Annotated in this window: 18 protein-coding genes and 1 pseudogene; 1 reads left to right on the plus strand and 18 read right to left on the minus strand. The window is 41.1% G+C overall.

The genetic code is table 11. The features are described 5' to 3' along the window. Positions 1-170 precede the first annotated feature (170 nt). The 5 genes from A33I_RS06900 to A33I_RS06920 all read right to left on the minus strand — a co-directional run bounded on the left by A33I_RS06900 (position 171) and on the right by A33I_RS06920 (position 6,041). Positions 171-1,022 (minus strand): carbohydrate ABC transporter permease, encoded by an 852-nt coding sequence (locus A33I_RS06900; protein WP_022627760.1) that lies wholly within the window; start codon positions 1,020-1,022, stop codon positions 171-173. Positions 1,023-1,033: 11 nt separating this feature from the next. Continuing rightward, on the minus strand, positions 1,034-1,951 hold the full coding sequence (locus tag A33I_RS06905) for a carbohydrate ABC transporter permease (protein WP_022627761.1): 918 nt from the start codon (positions 1,949-1,951) through the stop codon (positions 1,034-1,036). Positions 1,952-2,171: 220 nt separating this feature from the next. Continuing rightward, positions 2,172-3,488, minus strand: a complete 1,317-nt coding sequence (locus A33I_RS06910; RefSeq protein ID WP_022627762.1) for an ABC transporter substrate-binding protein — start codon at positions 3,486-3,488, stop codon at positions 2,172-2,174. A gap of 180 nt (positions 3,489-3,668) precedes the next feature. Then, positions 3,669-5,012, minus strand: a complete 1,344-nt coding sequence (locus A33I_RS06915; RefSeq protein WP_022627763.1) for a GH1 family beta-glucosidase — start codon at positions 5,010-5,012, stop codon at positions 3,669-3,671. A gap of 348 nt (positions 5,013-5,360) precedes the next feature. Then, the gene (locus A33I_RS06920; protein WP_022627764.1) at positions 5,361-6,041 is read right to left on the minus strand and encodes an AIM24 family protein; all 681 of its coding nucleotides are present in this window, start codon (positions 6,039-6,041) and stop codon (positions 5,361-5,363) included. A gap of 196 nt (positions 6,042-6,237) precedes the next feature. Between A33I_RS06920 and A33I_RS21505 the strand changes: the two genes are divergently transcribed. Then, a complete protein-coding gene (locus A33I_RS21505; protein ID WP_152976454.1) occupies positions 6,238-6,366 on the plus strand; it encodes a hypothetical protein in 129 nt (42 codons plus the stop codon). Between the two features lie 62 nt (positions 6,367-6,428). On the opposite strand, the gene A33I_RS06925 is transcribed toward A33I_RS21505, so the two are convergent. The 13 genes and pseudogenes from A33I_RS06925 to A33I_RS06975 all read right to left on the minus strand — a co-directional run bounded on the left by A33I_RS06925 (position 6,429) and on the right by A33I_RS06975 (position 21,518). Beyond that, the gene (locus tag A33I_RS06925) at positions 6,429-7,673 is read right to left on the minus strand and encodes a hypothetical protein (RefSeq protein ID WP_152976451.1); all 1,245 of its coding nucleotides are present in this window, start codon (positions 7,671-7,673) and stop codon (positions 6,429-6,431) included. Positions 7,674-7,799: 126 nt separating this feature from the next. Then, positions 7,800-9,326, minus strand: a complete 1,527-nt coding sequence (garD, locus tag A33I_RS06930) for a galactarate dehydratase (protein WP_022627766.1) — start codon at positions 9,324-9,326, stop codon at positions 7,800-7,802. 32 nt (positions 9,327-9,358) lie between these two features. Continuing rightward, the gene (locus A33I_RS20810) at positions 9,359-9,511 is read right to left on the minus strand and encodes a hypothetical protein (protein WP_161808676.1); all 153 of its coding nucleotides are present in this window, start codon (positions 9,509-9,511) and stop codon (positions 9,359-9,361) included. Positions 9,512-9,594: 83 nt separating this feature from the next. Next, positions 9,595-10,958 (minus strand): annotated as a pseudogene (gudD, locus tag A33I_RS06935) (glucarate dehydratase). 91 nt (positions 10,959-11,049) lie between these two features. Continuing rightward, positions 11,050-12,513, minus strand: coding sequence for an alpha-ketoglutaric semialdehyde dehydrogenase GucD (gucD, locus tag A33I_RS06940; protein ID WP_022627767.1), 1,464 nt, complete (start codon positions 12,511-12,513; stop codon positions 11,050-11,052). A gap of 32 nt (positions 12,514-12,545) precedes the next feature. Further along, positions 12,546-13,484, minus strand: a complete 939-nt coding sequence (gene kdgD, locus A33I_RS06945) for a 5-dehydro-4-deoxyglucarate dehydratase (RefSeq protein ID WP_022627768.1) — start codon at positions 13,482-13,484, stop codon at positions 12,546-12,548. A gap of 91 nt (positions 13,485-13,575) precedes the next feature. Beyond that, positions 13,576-14,604 (minus strand): tripartite tricarboxylate transporter substrate binding protein, encoded by a 1,029-nt coding sequence (locus A33I_RS06950; protein ID WP_235806174.1) that lies wholly within the window; start codon positions 14,602-14,604, stop codon positions 13,576-13,578. A 57-nt stretch (positions 14,605-14,661) separates the two neighbouring features. Beyond that, the gene (locus tag A33I_RS06955; protein ID WP_420796754.1) at positions 14,662-16,158 is read right to left on the minus strand and encodes a tripartite tricarboxylate transporter permease; all 1,497 of its coding nucleotides are present in this window, start codon (positions 16,156-16,158) and stop codon (positions 14,662-14,664) included. Between the two features lie 27 nt (positions 16,159-16,185). Further along, positions 16,186-16,686: a tripartite tricarboxylate transporter TctB family protein gene (locus A33I_RS06960; protein WP_022627771.1), complete on the minus strand. Its 501-nt coding sequence runs from the start codon at positions 16,684-16,686 to the stop codon at positions 16,186-16,188. Positions 16,687-16,714: 28 nt separating this feature from the next. Next, positions 16,715-17,728 carry a mannonate dehydratase gene (locus tag A33I_RS06965; RefSeq protein WP_022627772.1) on the minus strand — a complete coding sequence of 338 codons (1,014 nt, stop codon included), beginning with the start codon at positions 17,726-17,728 and terminating at the stop codon, positions 16,715-16,717. A 170-nt stretch (positions 17,729-17,898) separates the two neighbouring features. Continuing rightward, on the minus strand, positions 17,899-18,618 hold the full coding sequence (locus A33I_RS06970) for a FadR/GntR family transcriptional regulator (RefSeq protein WP_022627773.1): 720 nt from the start codon (positions 18,616-18,618) through the stop codon (positions 17,899-17,901). A gap of 344 nt (positions 18,619-18,962) precedes the next feature. Beyond that, positions 18,963-19,121, minus strand: coding sequence for a hypothetical protein (locus tag A33I_RS20815; protein ID WP_012959011.1), 159 nt, complete (start codon positions 19,119-19,121; stop codon positions 18,963-18,965). A 15-nt stretch (positions 19,122-19,136) separates the two neighbouring features. Then, positions 19,137-21,518 (minus strand): heavy metal translocating P-type ATPase, encoded by a 2,382-nt coding sequence (locus A33I_RS06975; protein WP_051320821.1) that lies wholly within the window; start codon positions 21,516-21,518, stop codon positions 19,137-19,139. Positions 21,519-21,614 lie beyond the last annotated feature (96 nt).

Consider the following 21,614-nt stretch of genomic DNA (forward strand, 5'->3'; position numbering starts at 1 on the left):
CGGTGCCTAGAGCAGGGCTGAGATCCCGCAGGGCCAAAGCCCGAGGAAGCTCAGCAGCTCACCGCGGAAAGCGAAGCATAATTCAGGTGTGGCGACTATGCTATAGCCCATGTTTTACGGGACTTTTACTAAAACTATCTTAAATAGACACCGCAAAGAGCTGATGGTGATCAGCTCTTTACTGCTCCTTCTGATAAACTTTGAATAAATAATTTGTTAAATAACAGGAAGACAACTAATAGTGGTACTGTTGCCCAGAATGTTCCAGACATTATCATACCATAATCCATCTGTCTGGAATCATTTAATGCACGAAGCGCTACTTGCAAGGTGTGCATCGATGGGTCGCGAAGAACAACGAGCGGCCATAAGAAGTCGTTCCAGACATGCATGAATACGATAATTCCTAATGTTGCAAACGCCGGAAGCGTCATCGGCACTACAATATTCCAGTAAATTTGGAAGTTCGAGCAGCCATCAATTTTTGCTGCTTCAATCATTTCAAACGGTACACTTTCTTTAATATACTGCCTCATCCAGAAAATACCGAATGCATTTATTAAACCAGGAATGATCAATGCTTTAAAGTCATTTAACCAGCCTAATGTTGTAATAATATAATATTGTGGAATCAACCCAAGCTGCGGCGGGACCATCATCGTAACAAGAATCATTACAAATAGTACGTTTTTCCCTTTGAATTCTAATTTAGCAAAGGTATACCCAGCCAGGGAACATAAGAATAATGTCCCAATGGTAATGGTCGTGGAAACAAAGAATGAATTCCACATCGCACCGAAGAAATCAATATTACTCGTTACTTTTTGAAAGTTTTCAACTAAATGTGTACCTGGTGTAAATGGCGGCGGTACAGAATTGATTTCTCGGTTTAATCGTGTTGCCATAACGAACATATAATAAAAGGGAAACAGGGAAACTAAAGATCCAGTGATTAAGAACAGATAAACCAGAACCTTATTTAGTGAAAATTTCCCTTCTCCAACTTCTTTTTTAGCTGCCATGCCAATCCCTCCTAACTAATCTTTTTTGATCGGCCAATTCTGTTTGTAATCCATAGGTTAATTGCAGTTAACGTAATAATGATCAAGAATAAAACGATTGCTGCAGCTGATGCGGTTCCAAATGAGTTGTAAACAAACGCATCTCTCCATAAGTACGCAACCATGGTAATCCCTTCTTCACGTAAATTACGTCCTAAGAAAATTAATGGTTCTGTGAATAATTGAAAGCTTCCGATCGTTGCTGTGAACACAACAAACATCGTAATCGGCTTAAGCATAGGAAGAGTAATGAGACGAATTTGCTGGCTCAATGTAGCCCCGTCCATTTTTGCTGCTTCATATAATTCTTTGGGAATACTTTGCATCCCTGCTAAGAAAATAATCGTGTTATAACCAACCCATCTCCAGAATACCATCGTTGCAATGGCAATCTTTACAGGCCAGTATTCAGCATCCCAGCGAATAGGCCCTACATCAAAGAAGCTTAAAATATAGTTTGCAAATCCAAACGGTTGATTATTGAATACAACACCGAAGATGATGGCTACTGCTACAATTGATGTAATATACGGCAGGAAAATCATCGTTCTGAAGGTGTTACGAAAACGGATCAAAGTAGAATTTAAGGCAAATGCTATTAAAATAGCAATGATAATCTGCGGTAATGTCCCCATGATCCCTATAATGAACGTGTTTTTAATAGAAGAATAAAACACTGGATCATTAAAGATAAATTCAAAGTTTTTAAATCCATTGAATGTCATTGGATTTAATCCATCCCACCTAAAGAAGGATAAATAGAAGCTGAATATCATTGGGAATAGCCCAAAGATAGCAAATAGAATGAAAAAAGGAGAAATAAATAAGTAGGCTGATAAAGCGGTACGTCGTTTTTCTGTCAGCCATTTGGCTTTTTTAGATGTCTCCAATCGTATGTACCTCCCTGCAAAATAATTTTGACTGCTGTTAGAATGGCTTGCTGGTTTTCGAGAGTGGCTTATATTCCCTATGGTCACTTGAATGTTCATTTATAGGTGTAGAAGCCAGCCTCGAAACGATGTAATATTAGTCCAACAAGCAAAGATAACTGTCAATTTCATTGTGTGTGAGAGGGAATGCCTGTGTAGTCAGGCATCCCCAATCACTTACTTATTGTCTGTCAAGAATACGCTCCATACGTACTAGCGCTGCTTCCCACTCTTCTTGTGGATCGCTGCCTGCTGCTACGTTATCAATCGCTTCTTTCACTTCGCCGTCAACTGGGTAGTAGTTTCTGCCTTTGTATACAGGTACAACTGCTTCTGCAGCTTCAGAGAAGATTTGAGCAACTGGCGCACCACCGAAATACGAATCTTCATACTCTAAGAATTCAGGCATTTCATATACTGCTGGTGCTGATGGGAATAAACCGTAATCTAAGAATGCTTTTAGCTGCTGTTCTGGAGCAGTAAGCCACTCAATGAATTTATACGCTTCTTCCGGATGCTCACTCTCAGCTGGAACTGTTAAGTAAGAACCGCCCCAGTTTCCTGCACCTTCAGGCATTGTCGTTAGAGACCATACGCCTTCTTCAGGGCTGTTGTCTTTAATAACCCCTTGCATCCAAGCAGGAGCTAACATTGTTGCATAGCTTCCTTCATCCATTCCAGCGAACCATTCAGGCGTCCACAGCGGAATATTTCCAATTAAATCTTGGTCAAGTAAACTAGCTACATAGTTATAAGCATCGCTGATTTGGTTATGCTCTTCAACGATTAGCTCATCGTCTGTGTTGAAGTATTGCTCTGTTGCTTGGTCACGCCTTGCATTGTATACAAGCTCCGCTCCATCAACCATTTGCTTTCCTGTTTTCTCTTGAATTTCTTTGGCTACATTTTCAAAGTCGTCCCACGTTGCAACTAAATCAGATACAGCTTCTGGTGAAGAATCAAAGCCAGCTTCTTCAAAGACATCTGTGCGGTAGAACATAACAGTTGGTCCTATGTCTGTTGGCAGTCCGAACAGGAAGTCGCCGTCTGCATTTTCACCATTTTGCCAAACCCAATCAAGGTAGTTCTCAGACACTTCTTCTGCTCCAAGATCGTATAGGTTTGTAAACGCATGTTCAGCATTACGGTATCTCTCGATTTGAGCTTCTTCGATCATTGTAATGTCAGGAGCGCCCGTCCCAGCAGAGATCGATGTAAATAAGTTATCATGTAAATCATTCATATCACTGTTTTGTAGGTTAATTGTTACATTTGGAGTTTCTTCTACATATTCTTCAATTAATTTATCGTAGCCTGTATTACCGAACTCCCAAAAAACTAACTCAATGTCTCCATCGCCAATTGTTTCTGACGTTGTGTCATCTCCTGCGTTATCAGTGTCACCGCCGTCGCCGTTCGTGTTTTCATTTCCTCCACAAGCAGCTAGAACGGATAGAGCTAATACAGTTGTTGCTGTTAATCTCAAGAATTTTTTCATTTTTATTGCTCCCCCTTATACCAGTTATTTTCTGTCTGAAACAGTGATGTTATTTACTTTACAACAATTCTCTACCCCTCACCCCCCTTAATGAAGTAAAAAGTAATAAAGGAAAAGGCTACAATATTAAGCTCGAATAGCTACTAAAGCGCTTTAGTTGATTTCAAAAAAATATATCATTTACACTTCAAAGAAATTATTCGCAACCGTTTGTTTGTACCAGTAAAAGCTGTCTTTTTTCGTACGTTCGAGCGTTCTGTAATTCACGTGAACGATTCCAAAGCGCATTGTATAGCCTTCTGCCCATTCAAAGTTATCTAATAGAGACCAAGTAAGATATCCTTTAATGTTCACACCAGATTCGATGCTGCGCTGCAAAGCTACTAAATGCTGCTTCAAATAATCTGTGCGGCGATCATCTTTCACTTCACCGTTTTCCACACCATCATTAATGCAAGCACCATTTTCCGTGATATAGATCGGAACATTTCCGTAATTCTCATTAATATGTGTTAACACTTTATAGAAACCTTCAGGGTAGATGTTCCAGCCAATATCTGTTTTTAAGTAGCCTGCATCGACTTTTTCGTGGTCGAATAACCCTTCATTTTCTTTGTAACGTCCGACCCCGCCAGAGTAATAATTAATTCCTAGAAAATCGATCGGCTGTGAGATGATCTCCATGTCACCTTCTTCAATTTGCAGTACCGCACCCTTTTCTTCAAACCATTTCACCATGAAATCTGGGTACGTTCCTTTGAATACCGGGTCAAAGAACCAATCCATAAAATAGCCATTCACTCGCTTACATGCATCAATATCTTCTTGTTTATTGCTGTATGGCTCATTCCATTCAACATTCGGAGCGTAACCAATCTGTCCTTTTATACCAAGTTCTCTAAAGCGAATAACTGTTTTGCCGTGTGCCACAAGCAGGTGATGCGCCACATTCATTGCTAGCTGCAAATCATTATTACCAGGAGCATGAGCACCTACGTAATTGGATAAGAATGACACACACCAAGGTTCATTAAACGTAATCCAATGCTTAATTTTCCCTTCGAATTCTTTGAACATTAACTCTGCATACTGCAAGAAGGCTTCAATCGTTTCACGGTTATCCCAGCCGCCTTTATCTTGAAGTGCTTGCGGAAGATCCCAGTGATAAAGGGTACACATCGGCTCGATACCTTTCTCAAGCAGACGGTCTACTAAGTTATGATAATAATCTAAGCCCTCTTGGTTTACTTCTCCAGTGCCCTCTGGAAAAATTCTAGGCCAGGCCACTGAGAAACGGTAGAAATCAACCCCAAGGTCGTCCATGATCTCAATGTCTTCTTCATACTTGTGATAGCTGCCGCAAGCGACATCTCCGTTATCTCCGTTTACTACTTTGCCTGGAGTTTTTGAAAATGTATCCCAAATCGATGTTCCTCTGCCGCCTTCATTTGCGGCACCCTCTATTTGATAGGATGCTGTAGCGACTCCCCATTTCATATCTTTAGGAAATTGGATAATAGTCATGTATGATAACTCCCTCCATATCGTTTTGAATATTCTGTCTAGTAAAAGCGCTTTCGTAGTTGGCAAAAAAAAATAAATTGCTACATTCTACAAAACGTAAAAGTAATCTTGGATCTTCGCCTGCCTGCTAGCAGTGTGAGATCTCGTTTATGTAAAATTGTTTAAGAAAGCCCTTTCGTAAAGTTATTATATACTCTCTTTTTCTAGTATGCAATACTTTTTTCGAAACCGCTTTCCTAAATTTTTTCGAACAATTAAAATAAGACGCCGCCCTTTTTTGGACAGCGTCGCTGTAACAACCCATATCTATTAATGAGATAAAATACTTGGTGACTCGCTAAAATTCTTTTATTTAGCCCCTTCAAAATATGGCTGAACAATGACAAAGCCATTTCCTTCAAACGCCATTTGAATGGACTCGCCGCTTCCTCTGCCTAAAAATGTCCGATAGTTCATATCGGTCTTAAATTTCGGTTCGAGATGACCTGACCAGGCGACAGTTGCACTAGGGTCTGTAAATACAGGCTTTCCAGGTTCAACTAGTAAGGTCAGCGGCTCGTAGTGGGTTGTAATCGCTACTTTCCCTCGCCCCTCTAAACCTATATTAAATAACCCTCCGCTCATCATTCCTGCTACCTTGCGCATCATATGAATATCCCAGTCAACCGAAGGCTCAAATGCTAACACATCGTCTCCATTGACAGTGATTTTATCTCCAAGCAAATCTAAAATCGTAATCTTTTTTCCCTGATCCGATAAATAAAGGATGCCTTTTCCTTTCGCTTTCATCAGCTCGTTGCCTTCATTAGTAAAGGCTTTTTTAAACATCCGGTTTGCCCCGTGCTCAAGCATTCCTTCGCGCTCAAAGCGAATGTCTCCTTCATAGGCAATCATTGAACCCATTTTAGACCATATTAAATCATCAAGCTCCACTCTTAATATGCGGTCCGTTTCCAATCCAAACGTATCATATTGCTTCTCTTTGTTCATCGTCTTTTGAATAAATTCTTGGATCGAGTATTCGCTCACTCCTGCCTCACCTCTTATTTATTATCTATCACACTATGCCAAGATTCTACCATTATATGGTTTAGGTGGTAAAGAGATGTGAGTTAGAGTGCTGCGTGTCTTGAGACTGACGCAATTATTATTTGACTAGATACAATTGCGACTGACACCGACGCTATTATCCTCTCAATTGGCGCAATAACAGCAGACTGACGCAATAGCGTCTGGAACTGACGCAATAGCGTCTGGAACTGACGCAATAGCGTCTGGAACTGACGCAATAGCGTCTGGAACCGGCGCAATAAGCTGTGGAACCCGAGCAATTCGCACCTCAATCCACGCATAAACGGTGTGAAAAGATACATTTGCCGGGAAAAGCACCTAAACAAGACCTCATATAAAAGACCTTTATTTCACCATCATCACAAAACTAATTCCTAAAATAGCCAGTACAAGCAGGTGAACACCATTCGTTCGCAGCCCTGTCTGTACTCCTGTCATGCCGACTAACCGGCTGACCATTAAATTCAATCCTGAAAAAGGACTTAGAGCAGCTGATATGGACCAAGTAAGCAACAAAAGCATAGCCAGTGACAGCGTGCTGATTCCTAACTCATCTGCATTGAGCTGCATGGCAAGAGCAGCAATGACGGCAATTTGATGAATGCCGATATAAGTGACAAGCAGGACAAGAGCCATGATAGCCATCGCAAATAATAAAAATGATTGTTCAGCTATTGCGATTAGCAGCTCACTAATCTTATTTGCGAAAGTGGTTCCTTGAAGAGCGTGAGCTAATACGCCGGCACTCATAAACAGCATGATTTCATTGTTTAACATCGGGACCGATTGATCACGGTACCCCTTTATTAGTGGAGTGAGTTTCCTCCAGCTTTTCGTTAATACTCCCCACATTAGCGGAAGGATCACAGAAATCATGCTCACGATTATGACCATCGACCACTTTGTCACATACTCTATTGCTAAGGACGAACTCATAAGGATCATTACAAATAAGATCAGTTTCAGCAGCTGCCATTTATGTGTTTTATCTAATTGCACCACTGGAAATCCCTCTGCGGAAACGGTATGGTTTCTACTCCATAGATAAAATAAAAGATTGCCAATAAGGAGTGAAAGAATAGAGAGCCCCATGCCATAAATAATATAGCGGCCCACTGGCATATTTAAGTAATATAAGATTAGAGAAACAGAAGCAAAGTAGGGAGACCACATTAGAGCCGACGAAAAACCAATTAAATAGCTTTTAGCTGACATTTCTGATGGGAGTTTTAGACTCTCTAAAAACTCACTGACTATTCTTATTGACCCTAAATTTAAGATTGGACTCAAAATAAATAACGAACTTGTAATGCCAAAGAACAGTTTTCTCGGGTGATGCAGCAGATTTTGTAAGAACGATTCTACGGATTGGAAATATCCATTCAGTTTGAGCGGCATTGAGAGCATAGGAGAGAGTGTTACTAAGCAAAGAAGAGGCAAAATGAGTAAAACCCCCTCACTCACCCCGTGAAACCCAGCTCCTTTACTAAATTCCAACGCAATCCCTGTACCCATCATGATGAAACCAATTATTCTTGGAAATCCTCGAGAAAAATAGGCACTTGTAATGAATGCTAAAACAGCTATCACAACGACCACATACCCTAACCATGTAAGCCCCGCGAAGTATTGTATAAGAAATAAAAAACACATTGATAGAATGAGATAACTACGCAGCAGCTTCCCCTTTCCAATAAACAAAGACATGGCGTTCAATTAAGTGATCGGCGCAGGATTAAATAGTGTTAGATCATTACTAATTCCCCACTGATCAGCCCATGTTTGTTTTCTGCCGCTTGCAACATCAAGGATAAAATGAAATAATTCCCATCCTACTTCTTCAATCGTCGCTTCACCAGTTGCAATGGTACCGGCATTTATATCAATTAAGTCCTTCCATTCTTCCATTAATGAATTTCGCGTGGACACTTTAATCACTGGTGCCATTGAGAGGTTATATGGTGTACCTCTCCCTGTTGCAAACACCTGTAAGTGCATACCTGCAGCCAATTGCAACGTTCCGCAGACAAAATCACTTGCTGGAGTGGCCGCAAAAAGCAGTCCTTTTTCCGTTGCTCTTTCTCCAGGCGGGATAACCCCTGAAATGGGACTTGTGCCTGATTTCACAACAGATCCTAACGATTTTTCCACAACATTTGAGAGCCCGCCTTTTTTATTACCTGGAGATGGATTCGCACTGCGGTCCGCTTCGCCTTTTTCTAAATAGGCATCATACCACTTCATCTCTTGAATAAGTGAGCGGCCTACCTCTTCATTTACTGCCCTTTCTGTTAATAGATGAATAGCATCTCTGACTTCTGTCACTTCAGAAAACATCACAGTTGCACCTGCCCGAACAAGTAAATCTGCTGCATATCCAATTGCCGGATTCGCTGTTACACCTGAGAATGCATCACTTCCACCACACTGCAAACCTACGACTAAATCTTTCACAGGAATCGTTTCTCTGCGTCGTTCATTTAGCTTTTCTAACCTAACTTCAGCCATACGGCAAATTTCTGACACCATCGCCTCAAATCCCGGCTGCTGTTGAAGTGATAAAATATTTGATGGCCCGCTTAATTGATCCGGCACAAGCTTCTCACACCCTAATCCTACAACTAACACTTCTCCACCAAAATTAGGGTGAACGGCGATATGTTGAATGGTTCGGATTGGTATTTTTGCTTCAGGTGCACCAATCGCTACCCCGCAGCCATAAGCGTGATTTAGGGCCACAACATCATGAACATTTGGGTACTGTGGCAGAATGTCTTTTTTAATTTTCTCTACTGCATAATCTAGGACACCCGTTACACATTGTACGCTCGTAGTAATACCCAATATATTTTTGATTCCTGCTGTTCCATTTGTATTTCGATACCCTTCAAACGTGTAACCGTCAAGAGGCGGAAGGGGTTCGTTTTTTCGCGAAGCTATCGTCAAATGATCTAAATCGGGCGGTTTAGGCAAGTCTATTAATGACTCCTTTACCCAGCTTCCGGTCGGAATAGAAGATAATGCATAGCCGATAATTTCCCCGTAACGTATAATTGGTTGATTTTGCTCGATGTCAAAAAGAGCCACTTTATGCCCTTGCGGAACAAATTCAATCAACTCTAACCCACAGGTAAAGGCTGTTCCCTGTTTGAGGCCGCCTGAGTTTACAATAATCGCAACGTTATCATTCTCATGTACTTTAATATAAAGCGGGATGTCATCTACTTTTGTATGTACATCCATCCGAACCTCTCCTTTCATTTCCAAAATCTTAGTCAAAAAGCAGGTTGATTGACTGGCCAGCTCGGCTTCTTACCTGTTAACACTTCATCGATCCCCATTGCAGCATGCAGCGCCATTCTTTCTTTGGCATCCTTTGTTAGAGCTGCACTGTGAGGAGTCACTATCACATTATCTAGGCTAAACAATACCCTTTTTCCATTAAATATGAAGCGCCGACGTCTGAAACACCTTTTGCAATCACTACTTTATAGCCCACAGCCTCATCCTCCTACTCTCGAACGAGACATGGGCGTTTATTGTCAAACTTCCAACCTGGGATCAAATACTGCATCGCGATTGAATCATCACGCACCCCAAGACCCTCTCTTTTATAAAGCTCATGCGCTTCTTCAATCTGATCAAAATCTACCTCTACCCCTAAACCTGGAGCGTTTGGAACATCGACTTTCCCATCTTTAATTTGGAACGGGTTTTTCGTAAGATACTGCCCATCTTGCCAAATCCAATGCGTATCAATTGCCGTGATCTCACCAGGTGCAGCAGCTGCAACATGTGTAAACATGGCAAGGGAAATATCAAAGTGATTATTAGAGTGTGAGCCCCATGTTAAGCCCCAATCGTGGCACATTTGAGCGACACGTACCGAGCCTTGCATCGTCCAAAAATGTGGGTCGGCTAATGGAATATCGACTGATTGTAAAGTAATAGAATGCCCCATCTGTCTCCAGTCCGTAGCAATCATATTTGTGGCTGTTTTTAACCCGGTTGCCCGTCTGAATTCTGCCATAACCTCACGGGCGGAATAGCCATTTTCTGCGCCACATGGATCTTCTGCATAAGCGAGCACATCATGTTTATCACGACATAGTTCAATCGCTTCAGCTAGAGACCAGGCACCGTTTGGATCAAGTGTAATTCTTGCCTTTGGAAAACGCTCGGCAAGGGCTGTCACTGCTTTCATTTCTTCTTCACCAGATAAAACTCCGCCCTTTAGTTTAAAATCATTAAACCCGTAGCGTTCATGAGCAGCTTCAGCTAAACGAACGATAGCCTCTGGTGTCATCGCTTCTTCGTGACGAAGACACGCATCCATTCATCCTTATTGTCAAGATTACTTAAGTATGGCAGGTCTGTTTTCGTTCGGTCTCCTATATAAAACAAGTAACCTAGCATTTCAACTTGATCACGCTGCTTCCCTTCTCCGAGCAATTCGGCTACTGGCACGCCTAAATGTTTCCCGAGTAAATCTAGAAATGCAGACTCTAAAGCAGTAATCGCATGTATGGTAATGCGCAAATCAAATGTCTGCAGACCGCGGCCGGCTGAATCACGATCAGCAAATTGATGCCGAATGACGTTTAAAATGGAATTGTAGGTGGCTATCGATTTTCCAACAATTAATGGTGCTGCATCTTCAATTGTTTTTCGAATGCCTTCTCCTCCAGGAACTTCGCCCACCCCAATATTGCCAGCGCTATCTTTTAATATGACAATGTTTCTAGTGAAAAACGGGCTGTGTGCTCCGCTTAAATTTAATAGCATACTATCATGACCTGCTACAGGAATGACCTTTACCTCACTTACAACCGGAGTAGATGTAGCTTTTTCTTCTTTAACTTGTTCAATATGCATCTTAATCCCACCTTTATAGAGTGTATAAATAGATTGATAGACTGATTCAAGCGCGACCACCAGAATGATTAATTCTAGTGGTCACGCTCCTTTATTTAACAAATACAGTTTTAATTGAAGTGAAGAACTCTTTCGCTGCCTGCCCTTGCTCACGAGAGTGCGAGCTTGATTGCTTCATTCCGCCAAACGGAGCTTGCAGCTCAACTCCAGCACTTTCTGAATTCACACGGACAAGTCCCGCTTCCATCTCATCCACAAAGGAAAGCATCTGTTGGATATTTGTTGTAAAGATGGAGGCACTTAACCCAAACTCCACGTCATTTGCCACTTTAATCGCATCTTCTAAGTGATTCACTTGAATAAGGGCAATGACAGGTCCGAAAATTTCTTCTTGAGCAATCGTCATATCAGGTGAAACATTTTCAAAAATGGTAGGCTCTACAAAATAACCTTTATCAAATACTTCCCCTTTTAATCTGTCCCCACCAGCAATGAGTGCAGCTCCTTCTTCTTTTCCTTTTTCAATGTAGTGAAGTACCGTATTTAACTGATTTTCACTTGCAGAAGGGCCCATCCACACATTCTCACTAAGACCATCACCTACTGTAATTTCAGCTGTTTTTGCGAGCAGTTTCTCCTTAAATTTTTCATACACGTCAGCTTCCACTATGACTCTGCTTGTTGCGGTACATTTCTGGCCTGTTGAACGGAATGCCCCGCTGATCGTTGCTTCAACAGCTAGATTCAGATCTGCATCTTTTGCTACGATCACAGGATTTTTACCGCCCATCTCAAGCTGGTACTTTGCTCCGCGAGCAAGACAGCCTTGGCCGATACCTTTTCCGACTGTATTTGATCCAGTAAACGTAATCCCAGCCACATCCGGATGATCTGTTAATGCCTGGCCGATCACAGAGCCAGAACCTGTAACTAAGTTCACTACTCCTTTAGGAAATCCTGCTTCTTCTAAACATTCCACTACTTTTGCACATGTCACAGCTGCCTCTTGAGCCGGCTTTATGACGACTGCATTGCCATAAATTAAGGCTGGGGCCATTTTCCATAATGGGATCGCGACCGGAAAATTCCACGGTGTAATCACACCAACAACACCTAATGGAGCTCTTTTTGTAAACATGAGGGCACTTGGGTCTGTAGAAGGAATAACGTCCCCTTCGCTGCGCAGACCTTCCCCGGCATAATATCTGAGAATTGCCACACCACGAGCGGTTTCTCCTTTCGCTTCCGGTAAGGTTTTGCCCATCTCGCGAGTCATACATTCTGCGATTTCATCTAATTTGTTTTCTAAAATGTCTGCTGCCTTAAATAAGTACGCGCCTCGCTCATTTCCGGAGAGCTTTCTCCAAGCTTTCTGAGCTTGTTTAGCGGCCTTTACTGCATCATTGAGTTCTTCTTTTGTAGACATTTGAATCGCACCCACAACATCATCGGTATTAGCTGGGTTGAGGTTCGTTTTCACTTCTCCGCTTACTGATGCAACCCATTCACCATTTACAAAATTTAAGTACGTCTTATTTTTTGTTTCAACTGTCATGAAATATAATCCTCCTTCTTTTTTAAATAGATTTATAGATTGGAGATTTCTTTTTGTTCTGCAGGATATTTTTCTAAAGCTTTCTTAATAATTTTGCTTAGTGTTTCGTAATGATCGCTTTCTACAGCAATACATGGCGGTCTTACTGAATTCTCTACTGGGAAGCCCTGAATGTTCATTCCAGCCTTAATCAATGAAACAGCATATCCTTTTCTCGCTTTTCTAATTGAATTGATCGGCAGTAATACATTTACATAAATATCATTGACGACATCCTCGTTGCCTTCTTTAAGTGCGTCAAAGAAAAGGCGTGAAATATGTGGCATGTAGTTTGACATCGCTGATGAGTAAGAATTAAATCCGATTTTTGCATAAGCAGGCATTGTAATCTCAGCAAACGGCATTCCATTTAACCATTCCAATCGGTCACCAATTGTTTGAACGAGCTCTAAATTCAACTCCATATTACCCAGACCGTCTTTTAACCCTACAATTTGAGGGAATTCATCAACTAAACGTTGGAGTGTGTCAAGATTAACAATTGCATTGTCACGGTTATAAAGAATCGCGTCTAGCTCACTTTCTTTGACAATGGCTTTGTAGTACTGATATAGTCCTTCTTGCTCCCCGTCAATAAGGTATGGAGGTAAAATTAAGTATCCATCTGCCCCAAGATCCTCAGACAGCTTAACTAATTCAATTGCATCGGTGATGTTGCCGCCAACACCTGTGTAGACAGGAACTCTGCCAGCAGTCGTTTCAATCGCAACCTCAACCATCATCTGATATTCTGCTCGACTGATCGCATGAAATTCACCAGAACCGCAAGCAATAAATATAGAGCTGAGTCCTTCATTTATTAGAAAATCGATATTTACTGCAAGGGCCTTCTCGTCAATTGTGCCTTTTTCATTGAAAGGGGCTGTTGGGAACCCAAGAATACCTGTAGGGAATTTTTTTCTAGAATTCATCTCTTCATCTCCTATTATTTGTTTTATGATTTAATTGTCTTACAAATAACCTCAAAATTTTTTGCCCTAATTCTAGCTATAATTAATCTGTTTATTCTTCTGCATACAGCTCCTCATAATAGGCTTCTGTTTCCTGCATATAGCTTGCAGCCTCTTCTGGACTCATATAAGTTGGTGCTACTAAATATTTTTCAGCTTCTGCGCGGTACTCATCATTAGAAGCTACAGTCTCTACTGCATTTGTAAAGATTTCAACTACCTCTTCTGGTGTGTCAGATGGGAAGCCGAAGAAGAAAAACTTCTCGAAACTGCTATCGACACCTTGTTCAACAAAAGTAGGTACATCAGGCATTAAGTCAGATCTTTCAGCTGCCATAATTCCAAGCGTCCTCATATCACCCGACTCTACGTACTCTTGAACTAATCCTAATGAAGTTGGAACGATATCAATATGCCCTCCAAGCAAGGCAGCTATTTTATCGGCTGCGCCGCCCACATCAACAATATTCAGCTCAATGCCTTGGTCTTGCTCAAGTGCTAACAGCTGCAAGTGAGTAAAACCGCCAACTTCAGTTGCAATCGACACTTCATTTGGGTTTTCACGAGCATAATCTACTAAGTCCTGTAAGTCTTCAAATGGAGAATCACTGTTGACCATGAACGTATTTCCTTCATCTAAGATCGGGATGCCAGCTAGTTTAAAATCATCATAACTAAAGTCAACCAACCCCAAGATCTTGTTTAGAAGTAATGAATTGTGGAAGAACAAGACTGTTTGTCCATCTGCAGCAGAATCTAGCACTTCACGAGCTCCAACTGTTCCACCTGCCCCTGTCACATTTGAAATGACAACTGGCTGCCCAAGTTCTTGCTCCAAATATTTAGCAAATGTTCTAGCGTTAATATCTGTGTCGCCGCCAGCACCGGCAGGAACGACAACGGTGATTGGACCTGTTGGATAGTTAGACGCAGCGGCTTCCGAACTACTTCCCTGCTCTCCGTTTCCTGATGATTCACTTGCCTCACCAGATCCACCCTCACTAGAACAGCCTACGATCACAGCACTTAGAAATAAAACAGCGAACATAAGTACAAGCTTTTTCATATAACCTTTCATCATACAACCTCCCCAATTGTTCTTATCTATCTTAATAGAGTTACTCTATTAAAATCTTAATTAGATTCCTGTATTAATTCCGCCAGCCTCATCTAGTTTTTTCTTTTTGTACGTATCTCTTAACTTAAATACAATGGATAAAACAGCGAGGATCAGAAAGACTGCTGCGATCGGCTGAGTAAGAAATGGAATAAAATCTCCTTGAGAATACATTAAGCCACGACGCAAATTCGTTTCAACAAGCGGTCCAAGGATAAATCCAAGAATGATCGGTGCAATCGGAAATTTATATTTAATGAGTAAATAACCAAGGATCCCAAAGAATAACAATGCCGCAGCATCGAACATTCTGTTGTTTACGCCAATGGCCCCTACTACACATAAAACGAGAATGATCGGTAACAAAATGTATTTAGGTATACTTAGGATTTTCGTAAAGAACCTCATTCCATAATAGAGAAAAGCAACCATCGCAATATTAGCAATAATTAAAGCGATGAAGATCCCATACACTACATCCCCGTTATTTTGAAATAACAGCGGTCCTGGAGTGAGGCCATGAATGACTAACCCGCCTAGTAAAAGGGCTGTAACCGTATCTCCTGGTATCCCTAGAGCAATTAACGGTACAAGCGCTCCGCCGACTGCAGCATTATTAGCTGACTCTGATGCAACAACACCATCAGGGGTGCCCTTCCCAAATTCCTCTGGATTTTTAGAACGGTTTTTCGCTGTTACATAAGCAATTATATTAGCTGTTCCACCGCCAATACCGGGCAGAATCCCTATCCCTGTTCCTATAAAACTTGACCTTAGCCCATTCCAACCCTGCTTAAAGAAATCTTTAACCGAAAAACCGAAGCCTTTCATTTTGTAATCAACGGACTTCCCTTTTGAAATTTTCCGTTCGGACGCTTTGATAATCTCTGCTACAGCAAACAGTCCAATCAGCACTGGCAAGATATTAAAGCCGGCATCGAGGGCACTATAACCGAACGTGAACCTAGGAAACGCATCAATTGGTGCAGATCCGACCATCGCTAGTGCAATTCCTAATAATCCGGCGATCAGCCCTTTGACAAGTGAATTACCTGCAAGACTAGAAATCATCGTTAATGCAAATATCGTAATGGCAAAATATTCGTAAGGTCCAAATTTCAATGCAATCGTTGCTAGCGGCGGTGATAAGAGCATTAAAATGATAATACTTAATAAACCACCTAAAAATGAGAAGAGAATTGCATACCCAAACGCTTTACCCGCTTCTCCTTTTCTAGCCATCGGATATCCATCAAATGTCGTTGCGATTGAAGATGGTGTGCCTGGCAGTTTAAGTAGGATAGCAGGAATGAGCCCGCCTGAAATCCCCCCTATATACAAACCCATCAATATAGCCATGCCTTCCATTGGACTCATCCCAAACGTCATCGGAAGAACGATCGCGATGGCCATCGTTGCTGTTAAGCCTGGTATAGAGCCAAATACTAATCCTACTGCCGTTCCAAGTAAGATTAATAATATCGTTGATAAAGTCATGACTTCAGAAAAGCCTTGCATGAAAAGATCAAACACCTTCTCACCCCCTTATCCTAAAATCCCTGCTGGAAGTCTTAAGTAAAAAATGTTCTTGAAACAATAATAGATAACACCAGATGAAATGACAGAGATCACTAAAAATAGTACGATTCTTCTTTGTGATTTTTCAGCCAATATATACATCTGTAAAAATAAGTAGACGACTGTCATAAGCAAAAATCCAATGATTGGAATGAGCGCAACATACCCAATTAATAATCCAATTGTTAGTAAAACCGACTTTTTACTTATTGGCACGCTCTGATCAGCCTCAGTATCCTCATCACTCTCTTCCTCTGCTTGGGCAGCAGGATTTTTTTGTTTTCTTATCGAGGTAATAAGCATGATAAAGCTAAGGATAAATAACCCTCCAGCTACTAATCTTGGAGCAAAATCTGCTCCTATCGCTGAAACAGTCATTTGTTGAATATTGTATGTGGCGATAAACATTAGCACTGAAACCGCTAATAAGAAAACGCTTGCAAAAGCATCTTGATTTCGTTGGATCATCGCATCCTCCCCCTCTCACTCTATTATGCTACCCTTCAAATTCTACTAAAGCTGCTAACAATGCTTTAATATATCCAATCGAATACGCAAAGCCGACACTTCCATAACTCCAGCCAATATTCGAATGAGCCCAATTCCCGTCAAGGTCTGGGTTATCTCCTTCCATCATTGGTACGTGGTCTGGGTTTAAGCAGCCATTGTATCCAACTTTTCTAAGTTCTAATAAAATCTTATACATATTCATATCACCATCATCTAAGAGAGCTTCTTCAAATGCTCCTGCTGTAGGCAAGGAACCACGCACATTTCGAAAATGAACTAGAAAGATGCGGTCTTTTCTGCCGTATTGATTAATTTCATTCAATACAAGAGGGCTCCCACCTTCTTCTGCCCTCGTACCTACGCAATAGATATAGCCTACATTTTTGCTTGGGAATTCATCCATGATCCTGCGGTATCCAAGTCCACCGAAGGGAGTATCATGATTAGGCGAATCCGATGGGTGCATCCCTAAATTCACATCGTAGTCTTCACAAGCTGGCACCAGGTCAGCGTAGGCCGCTCTAAAACGTGACCACCATTTTTCATGCTCTTCTAAAGTTGGTGTTACATAAGGTTCTTTTTGAAAGCCTAAGCTTTCTCCTCTAGCAATGGCACCGCCTCGCTGCCTGGCTTGATAGCTTTTTGTCATATAATTGTATGTATCTCCTGCAAATCGCTGTCTGACAATCTTAATACCGGCCTCACCGAAAACTTTTATAGCTTTAACGGAATTTTCAAGCTCCAGCTCACTTTCATCGTCTTCATTCATAAAGCGCTCGGAGAGATCCGGAAGCGTCACTCTGTTTGCATCTAAACCGAATGAGCGAACCCGTTTTTTCATCTTAAGTACCGCATCTAAATCAGGAAAACCTTGTTCTTTCACTCCAGGAAAAGAAGAACCTGTACCAAAGTCCACACAATCAACACCAAGCTGGCACATTTGTCTCAATTCTGCGTCTGTTAAATCAAATTTAGTCGTAGTAACCGATACTTTCATCATATTGGTCATCTCCATTCAGATAAGAATACGCTTACATAGTTTTGAATGATATTCGATTCAGCTATTTGTTTGTTGTTTTAATTGTAAGACAAATGAATTTATAAGTCAATATTGAATTTTCAAAAAATATAGATTTTAAAATTTGCCAAATAATGATTAAAAGGTAACCATTATTTGGCTTCTTCCATCTTTTTCTTTAACGCTCGTAATGCTTTCTTTCTTACAAAGTCTAAATGACGATACATCGCACTGTATGCTTCGATCGGATCTCTTTTTTCAAGTGCATCATAGATGTCTTGATGATAGTTTAATGTAGCATTCAAATCACGATCCTCAATAGGGATCTGTTCTAACACTTTCATGTGAGATTTCTGCAGAGCATCAATCATCCCTTCAAATAGCGGGTTTCTTGCACTATGGGCAATTAATTTATGAAAACGCATATCAATCTCAGATGAATCATCAGTTGGCAGCTTTTTCATATCATCTATAGAATCTTTTAATTTGGCTAGCTCCCCGTCCGTAATTTTTTCAGCTGCAAGAGTTACGAGCCCCAATTCCAAAGCAATACGTGTTTCAATGATCGAAACCACATCACCTGCTGAGAGGGCGAGCATCATGGAAAATGGTTTACTCCCTATCTTTTCTGAAAAAAATGTCCCATGGCGCGTTTTGCGATTCACAATTCCCATCACTTCAAGTGATGTTAAGGCTTCACGGATAACGGGCCTGCTCACATCACATATTTCCATTAACTCCATTTCAGATGGGATTTTATCACCTGGCTTCAACTGACCTGTCATAAGTAAATTTATGATTTCATCAATCACTTGTTTCGATAATGATTTCCGACTAAGCGATTTAATATCAACTTCTTTATTTTCTTCCACTGGAAAATCCCCCCTTATTCTAAAGATGTATTTTAATTGTAAGACAAATAACTAGAAATTGAAAGCGTTTAATAAATATTAGCGATATAAATTAATTTATTTGAATTTTGATGTGCTGCTGTCCCGTATACCCTATCCTCAAAAACGTACTACCTTTATTACAGTGGAATTTACCCTATGCCTATGCCTCCGCCTTGTTTGTGTTTAGACCAAGAGCTTTATTAAAAAAAGCTGGATCTACTGAAAAGCAGACCACAGCTTTTTTAATCATTCTCTCGTTTCTTAATACAAAACAGTTAAGGACGTAGTGACTTCGTTTACCCCGCCACCATCTCATTTAAGAGTTAGGAAGAATGTTCTCCATGTTCAGTCTCCGATTGAGGGTGATGATCATGGAAATCTCCTCGCTCAAATGGATCTTCTCCAGTAATTGCACCATATGCAACCATTACGAGCGCGACATACACAAATCCTGCTAACGCCCAATTTCTTTTATTGTACATAAAAGGAGCCTCCTTTTATTTTGTAAACTTCACTTTCTGTAAACGTAGAGCATTTAATACAACCGATACGGAACTAAACGCCATTGCAGCACCTGCAACCCACGGGGCTAACAGGCCGACTGCAGCAATTGGGATGGCCGATGTGTTGTAAATAAAAGCAAAGAATAAGTTTTGCTTAATATTTTTCATCGTCTTGCGGCTCATATGAATCGCATCTGCTACACTATTTAAGTCGCCTCGCATAAGTGTGATGTCTGCCGCTTCAATCGCAACATCTGTCCCTGTTCCAATGGCCATTCCAATGTCAGCAACTGCAAGGGCAGGCGCGTCATTAATCCCGTCGCCAACCATCGCTACTTTCTTCCCTTGCTCTTGCAGCTTCTTAACCTTAGAACTTTTTTGCTCTGGAATGACTTCCGCTATGACATGCGTGATCCCAACTTGGCTGGCAATAGCCTTGGCGGTACGCTCATTGTCACCGGTAAGCATAATCACTTCAAGCCCCAAATCATGCATTCTTTGGATTGCTTCTTTTGAGGATTCTTTTACCGTATCAGCAACCGCGATAATCCCTGCAAATTGCCCTTCCACAGCTATTAGCATCGCCGTCTTCCCTTGGTTTTCTAGTTCTTCCATTAAAGCATTTGCGTTCTTCATAGGGACAGAATGTTGTTTCATTAAATTTCTAGTCCCAGCTAGAACCTCTTTATTATCGACAATCGCACGTATTCCATAGCCTGGAATTGCTTCAAAGTCCGTTGAGTCATTTAGACTGATCCCTTTTTCATTAATTCCTTTGACCATTGCCTGAGCTAAAGGGTGCTCTGAATGTTTTTCGGCAGAACCGACATAATATAAAACGTCTTCTTCAGTGAAGCCCTCTGCAATTTCTACATCCGTTAATTCCGGCTGTCCCTTTGTGACGGTCCCCGTTTTATCTAAGACGACGGTTTGGATGTTCTGTGTATTTTCTAAGTGTTCGCCGCCTTTAAATAATAGTCCCATCTCAGCTGCACGACCTGATCCCGCCATTATAGAAGTTGGAGTTGCTAGGCCTAGTGCGCAAGGGCAGGCAATAACTAAAATGGAAATCATCGGAATCAATGCTTGACGTAAGTCTCCAGGCGCAACAATAAAATACCAAATAAGAAATGTAGCAATGGCAATAGCTACTACGACTGGAACAAAAATTCCTGACACTTTATCCACTAAACGCTGGATGTCAGCTTTAGATCCTTGTGCTTCTTCAACGACTTTTACGATTTGTGATAGAGCGGTATCTCTACCGACTTTTGTCGCCTTTACTTTAATCGATCCGTTCTTATTAATGGTGGCACCGATCACAGAATCTCCTATACTCTTATCAACCGGAATACTCTCTCCTGTAATCATTGATTCATCTATGGCTGATCTGCCTTCGATCAACTCTCCATCAACTGGAACTTTTTCACCTGGCTTGATGATAACTACATCTCCAACAATGACTTCTTCTGCAGGAATTTCCACTTCTTCTTCGTTCCGGATGACTCGTGCTGTTTTGGCTTGAAGACCAAGCAATTTTTGAATGGCTTGGCTTGTACGGCCTTTGGCGCGAACTTCAAACAGCTTTCCTAGCACAATTAAAGTAATGATCACTGCAGCTGCTTCAAAGTAAAGCTCAGGCATCCCTTGACTTCCAGCTGCCAACCATTCCCATCCTAAATAGATACTGTAAAAATATGCTGCACTCGTTCCAAGCGCCACTAGCACATCCATATTGGCACTTTTGTTTTTTAGAGCTTGGTAAGCACCCTTATAAAATTGAGCACCTACAATAAATTGAACGGGTGTTGCGAGTGCTAATTGCACCCATGGATTCATGAACATACCTGGCATATACAAAAACGCCGTCATTTCAAAATGAGTAACCATCGTCCATAAGAGCGGTAATGTTAGAATGGCCGAGAAGATAAACTTCCCGTATTGCCTGTCAATTTCTTTTTCTTTATGGTCGACTGTCTCCCTTGCATCTTGCTTGGGAATGAGTGTGAATCCTAATTTTTTAATTGTTACTATCATGTCATTTGGCTTAATAGCCCGGTTATCATATTCAACGGAAAGAGTTTCTAATGCAAAGTTAACATTGGCAGATGAAACGCCCTCTAGTTTATTCATTCTTTTCTCAATCCGATTTGCACAAGCCGCACATGTCATTCCTGATATATCAAATTCTGTCTTGTCATGAATGACCTGATACCCTAGTTTCTCGATTTTTGCTTCGAACTCTTTCTTATCAACGACAGAAGGGTCATACTTAATTGTTGTTTTCTCAAGGGCAAAGTTTACGTTAGCTTCTTTTACCCCTTCGACTCTAGATAACCCTTTTTCTATTTTATTGGCACAGGCTGCACATGTCATGCCAGATATAGTTAAGGAAACTTCTTTTTGTTCCAATGTAAATCCCACCTAACCTTATACCTAGTATAGGTATATTTTTTTGAAAAAATATCGTGC

Origin of the sequence: Alkalihalophilus marmarensis DSM 21297 (genome assembly GCF_000474275.2) — a bacterium.
GTDB classification, from domain to species: Bacteria; Bacillota; Bacilli; order Bacillales; family Bacillaceae_D; genus Alkalihalophilus; species Alkalihalophilus marmarensis.